Raw genomic sequence first — 5410 nt, 5'->3', positions numbered from 1 at the left:
ATTGCTATCACGATTATGTCTAGCAAGATATGCTCTTTCCCTCGATTATCTCGTGGATCTTCTACTCCCTCAAAGTGGCTCAGTAAACTTACTTCGATAGGGCTATTCATTGTGGCTTTATTTGTTTATTTTCTCCTAAATTTTATTACCTTTTTTATGCGGTTGCCCTGATCTTGAGACTTAAGCGATCGCTCTTCAAGAAATACTAGCTAAACAGCAGGTTGAGGCGATCATGTAAGCTAATTATGATTTTGGCGATTCTCCAAGCGGAGATGCTTTCTGCCGCTTTGTTTTTGTTGATTTCGGGGACTTAGGCTGTTTTGTAGATAGTTTTTGTAACTTTTGGACTTGTTTGAGGGTTAGTCCTGTAAATTGGGCAACTAACTCTATAGACATATTGGAGCGCAACATGTTTAGGGCGATTTTGTTAGATGCATTAGCCTCGCCTTTGGCTTCACCTTTAGCTAGACCTCTAGCCTCACCTTCGGTTAAACCTTCTAGCAGAATTTCTTGGTAAATAACTGATTCTTTCATTATTTCGCTCCTTAAAAGTCTTTGGATGATTTCTTTATTCAGGGCTATACCCGATATTATAGCTGTCGATGCGGCGACGTTGCTTTGTACTTGTTTATCGCTAATTTTTTCAATTTGCTGGGCAACTTGTCTTAAGGTTTCTTCGGGGTTATCGGTTTGTGAGAGGGTTGCAAAGGGTAGTAGTCCTTGGAATTGCTGAAATATTTCTGTGGGTTGTTCCCAAAGCCTGATGACGTTAAATTGATGGCTGAGTCCGCCAAGGTTAAATGTGGTTTGGTAAACAAGGGTTGATTCACTGGGTGTGAGGTAAATTACGACTTGATAGATTTCCCTGTCTGGAAATTGTCGATGCAGTCTCAACAGGTAATCGGTCATGCGGAAGGGGATATTTTTGTTTGGATCGGTCTGAAACTCTATATGGAGTATCATTCTTAATGATTTCAGAAATATAACTGAATCAGCCCGAATTGGTTCGACGGAGAGTTCCGATGGTTCGAGTTTGGTAAAGTTAATCGGTTCTCCTAACAGCCAACTGGCAAAGTCGGTGGGGAAGGTTTCGGCAAGGAATTTACAGATGTTGTCAATCATTGCGGGATTTTATCATCCTCATAGGTATTTGAGAACGACTCAAGCCATGATTCTAAAGCTCTCAGATCAGCTTGTGAGCATCGCTCCTATACTCGTAATTAGGATGGCTTTCAAATAGATTTATTTGATGCGGTTCATTTAATGAACGCTCCATACATTATACATTACTACTAAGATTTCTCATAGAAAAGACCTTCCAATAAATCAGGTAATGCATTCAAGAAATGATCGCAAAGAATATTAAGTGACTTAGCTGATTGTTCTGCTTCTTCTTCGGTGGTGCATATCCAAGGTGTATTAATAGAACCTAAACCAAACCATACTCCAATGGAAACTCCTACTCCTGGACCAAGTCTAATACTTTTCTCGTCTTGATGAAAGATTGTATGAAAGTACCTAAAAGTACCCTTTCCAATTTCAATCCATGTCTTAACTGACCAGCAATTTATTATGGTCTGATACCCTAAATCTCCCCGTCTACTGAATGGCTTTCCTAAAATAGGCTCTAATTCTTTGCTAACTAAAGACTTTATTCTTTTTGAATCAACAACTTGTTGTATAGAATTGCGATACTCAAGTTGTTTAATTATTTGGCTGTGGGAATTAGCCTCATTGTAAAACCAATGATCAAGTTCTTGGTCTCTATCAGTTAAATTTTCGCCTAATAAGCTAAGAGTACGACGCTGACTAAATCTAACGAGAGCTATTGCTAATTCTAATTTTTGCTCAGGCGATAAAGAATCGAATATTTTGATAATATTTTGAGTCTCTGGATTGAGAAGCATTCTTAGAGAAGGAAAATCTTCTCTAACTTCTCGTTGGATTTCCAATAGACTCCAGTGATAGAACCGTATATCAAACTCATTGATTAAATACTGGGAATTTGAAGACATAACTAAAATAGCACCTTTGTGAGTGAAGTGGTAAATCTAGTGTATCCAGTTTTTGTCGAACTGAAAATCATAGCCATACTCAAGCAAGTAGGGTGCGTTAGCTTTAGCGTAACGCGCCATTATTGAAGTAGTAAGAGTGGAAGACTAATTCACAATAGATTCGGTAAAAATATTGATTGAGGAAAATTTACAGACAAAGAGCGGTTAAAGACTGACATTAGCCTTTACAGGCATGAAAAACAACAAGCGATCGCCTCTCTCAAATCCAAAAAGTAAACTCTACGCTGCGATCGGTACAATCTCGAATGGGATATTTTCTAGAACGACTTGTGGTAGCTGACCTGCTCCAAGAATCTCTTTTGCATCAAGAATTTCTATCCCAATTAAAACTTCACCAGCAGCAATATTTAGAGCTATTTCCTCGCTTAGGCGTAAAGTCCGACATTCATGATGTCCTTCAACTAGGCGAATATAGAGTGCGTCAGTTTCTTGATCGTAGCTAATTTTCATGATTTTGGCTTCCTTAATAATCAATCAAAAATAAAATGTATATACTGTAACCACGACTATCTCTGTCTCACTTTCAACGATGATTGGGGCAACTCGTTTAATAGCATAGGAGTGCCCTTGCCATTTGCCGTCGAACTGAAAATCATAACGATACTCAAGTCTACCTTGCTTGGCTGGTTTGTGATTGCCATTACGAATTGCTTCTATAACTTCCAGTTCATTTGTACCGCGCTCTATGCATTGTGCCAAAGCGTGTTTAGTAAAACGAATTGACTTCATAAATTTTACTGTAACCAGTTCCTGTCAATATTTTATATGTTTGAACATATACAACCAAACAATGATTGACCTCCTCAAATATTACTAAAAAGCGATCGCCAATATTAATCTTGAGACTTAAGCGATCGCCTTTACCAGTATGAAAAGCAACCAGCGATCGCCTTAATTATCACTAAAAAGCGATCGCCAATATTAATCTTGAGACTTAAGCGATCGCGGATTGAGAAAAGTAAAATAAAGACTTAAAGAATACTTGTGTTGATTATGATGGTTTAGGAAAGCGTTTTATTAGCACCACTGTCCACCAGATCGTAAATACAGCATAAGTACCCAATAGAGTCCAAAATGGTATAGAGATATTGAAACCTTTGTTTGAACTGAGATTAGCTAAAAACGTCAGATGGAAAATGGCAATTATGAGTAATGTCGTTCCAACCCCAAACCAAGAAAAATGTATTTTGAAAAAACTTAATGTCTCTTCGAGGCGATCGGATGATAGCCAATATTCACGATAGGGCAAGTTAATTAATGAAGTTGGCAAGTGCTGGAGGATTAAAGGAAGACCCAGTGCAAAGGAACTGGTAATTGCCAAGGTGACAAAGTACAGAATAAAGTAAATAAACTTGGAAGAGGTTCCGTTGACTTTTCCTGCGGCATCGAAATGAGAGCCTACGATATCTGGGAGTAATGGATAGAAGTAGATACTTTGGGCGATCGCTAATCCAAATAAAAACAGCACGATATACAACGGTAATTTCATCACTGGATGCTCCTTAAGTATATTTACTAAGTAGCCGATCGCAATTAAGCATAAAACCCCAAAAACTATGGCGCATGATGCGCGTGCGCCACGGGTTTTAGTTCTGTTTTTTAATTACGCTTAGCTACTTAAAATTATCTAAGCAAACTAAAAATAAAGATATTTTTTGCAGATAGTTGTAACAAAAATCCATTTATGGGATACGTTAACCCCATCGGGAGGCTAAAGTATAAGTAGATACTTATATGGATTATATGGAGTTAAAAGGCGTGTCCCCAACTGAAATCGCAAATATTTCTGGTCAAGTAGTATCAGTAGTAGATGCCAATTTAAATCAAAATTCAGATCGAGGCTTAGATCAAATTAAGACTAGCGATCTGCATGTGGTTGAAACTTGTCCATTGCTAGCCCCCGTGGCAGTTAAAACCGAGTTACCCATTACCACCGCGATCGCCAAAGTTGTTTCCGAGGCAAGGGCTAGAATTCGCAATATTTTAAATGGTAGCGATCGCCGCTTGCTGGTGGTAGTCGGTCCCTGCTCGATTCATGATGTCAAAGCCGCCCGCGAATATGCCGAAAAACTAGCCAAATTCCGCGATGAGGTCAGCGATGCTCTTGAGATCGTGATGCGGGTTTATTTCGAGAAGCCACGCACCACCATTGGCTGGAAAGGATTGATCAACGATCCCCATCTTAATGGGACTTTTGATATTAATTATGGGATCCGCATGGCAAGGGGTCTATTGATAGATGTGGCGAAATTGGGCTTGCCCTGTGCGACGGAATTGCTCGATCCGATCATACCTCAGTACCTAGCAGATCTAATTTCTTGGACGGCGATCGGGGCAAGAACTACCGAGAGCCAAACTCACCGTGAGATGTCCTCTGGGCTATCGATGCCTGTCGGTTTTAAAAATGGAACCGATGGCAGCATTGATGTTGCTATTAATGCGATGCTGTCGGCACGGCAACCCCATCGCTTTCTCGGAGTTAGCAATGAGGGTTTAGCGAGTATTATCACCACTTCAGGTAACCCCGATGGGCATATCGTCCTGCGTGGCGGCAAGCAAGGACCTAACTATGACAAGGCTCATGTAAATGCGATCGCAAATCGCTTAAGCGATCGCCAGTTGCAACCCTACATGATGGTGGACTGCAGCCACGATAACAGCGGACAAGATTACAAAAATCAACCGATCGTACTGCAAGATATTAGCGAGCAGGTGCGTAATGGGTCTGAATACATTGTGGGGATTATGCTCGAAAGCCATCTCAATCGTGGCAAGCAACCTTTGAAAGACTTGGCGAAGTTGGAATATGGCAAGAGTATTACCGATGGTTGTATTAATTTCGAGACAACCGTCGAGGTTTTAACCGATCTCGCTCAGGCTGTTAGAGCAGGTCGTTTCTAACTGCAAAAAGCGCCCATTGGGCGCTTTTTGTTGCAATCCTTTAGCACCTGTGGCAATGATTAGAGAGTATGCCCATAGCCAAATCAGAGATCTATGCCAGCAGAGTCCTATTGGCAAAAAGTTGCCTAATGCGCTTTATATACATATCTCCGCGATCGCCTATCTCTCCCCACAACTACAAGTTTCATGAGACCCGCACCATCGGCACTCGCAAAGGATGGGAACAACGTTTACAGGAATACCATGTCGAACTGAAAGAGCATCAAGGCGTGGTTGGTCTAATTTACGTGAACTTTGCCAAGGCTGGCTTCTTGCCCAAATTCATACTTATAGATAATTCAAATAAAAACTACAGCTTCGACTTCGCTCAGCTAGCTTACACCGAGGGCTGAGCGAAGTCGAAGCCCGTCTACAAGTTATTTAAAACAACTATA

Annotated in this window: 7 protein-coding genes; 2 read left to right on the top strand and 5 right to left on the bottom strand. The window is 40.6% G+C overall.

Going from position 1 to position 5410, the window contains the following annotated elements:
- Positions 1-243: 243 nt before the first annotated feature.
- The 5 genes from AC805_RS01835 to AC805_RS01815 form a co-directional block, all read right to left on the bottom strand.
- Positions 244-1122, bottom strand: coding sequence for an Rpn family recombination-promoting nuclease/putative transposase (locus AC805_RS01835; protein ID WP_055073838.1), 879 nt, complete (start codon positions 1120-1122; stop codon positions 244-246).
- Positions 1123-1292: 170 nt separating this feature from the next.
- A complete protein-coding gene (locus tag AC805_RS01830; protein WP_156341277.1) occupies positions 1293-1952 on the bottom strand; it encodes a hypothetical protein in 660 nt (219 codons plus the stop codon).
- Positions 1953-2294: 342 nt separating this feature from the next.
- On the bottom strand, positions 2295-2525 hold the full coding sequence (locus tag AC805_RS01825) for a DUF2283 domain-containing protein (RefSeq protein WP_055073840.1): 231 nt from the start codon (positions 2523-2525) through the stop codon (positions 2295-2297).
- Between the two features lie 24 nt (positions 2526-2549).
- Positions 2550-2804, bottom strand: a complete 255-nt coding sequence (locus AC805_RS01820; RefSeq protein ID WP_055073836.1) for a DUF4258 domain-containing protein — start codon at positions 2802-2804, stop codon at positions 2550-2552.
- A gap of 262 nt (positions 2805-3066) precedes the next feature.
- Positions 3067-3564: a DUF1648 domain-containing protein gene (locus tag AC805_RS01815; RefSeq protein ID WP_055073835.1), complete on the bottom strand. Its 498-nt coding sequence runs from the start codon at positions 3562-3564 to the stop codon at positions 3067-3069.
- A 254-nt stretch (positions 3565-3818) separates the two neighbouring features.
- On the opposite strand from AC805_RS01815, the gene AC805_RS01810 reads away from it, so the two are divergent.
- The gene (locus AC805_RS01810; RefSeq protein WP_231662396.1) at positions 3819-4976 is read left to right on the top strand and encodes a 3-deoxy-7-phosphoheptulonate synthase; all 1158 of its coding nucleotides are present in this window, start codon (positions 3819-3821) and stop codon (positions 4974-4976) included.
- A gap of 68 nt (positions 4977-5044) precedes the next feature.
- Positions 5045-5368, top strand: a complete 324-nt coding sequence (locus AC805_RS01805; RefSeq protein WP_055073834.1) for a hypothetical protein — start codon at positions 5045-5047, stop codon at positions 5366-5368.
- Positions 5369-5410: the final 42 nt, after the last annotated feature.

It is taken from the genome of Pseudanabaena sp. 'Roaring Creek' (assembly GCF_001402795.1).
In the GTDB taxonomy this organism is placed as follows: domain Bacteria; phylum Cyanobacteriota; class Cyanobacteriia; order Pseudanabaenales; family Pseudanabaenaceae; genus Pseudanabaena.
This window is presented reverse-complemented; position numbering and strand designations above follow the sequence as displayed.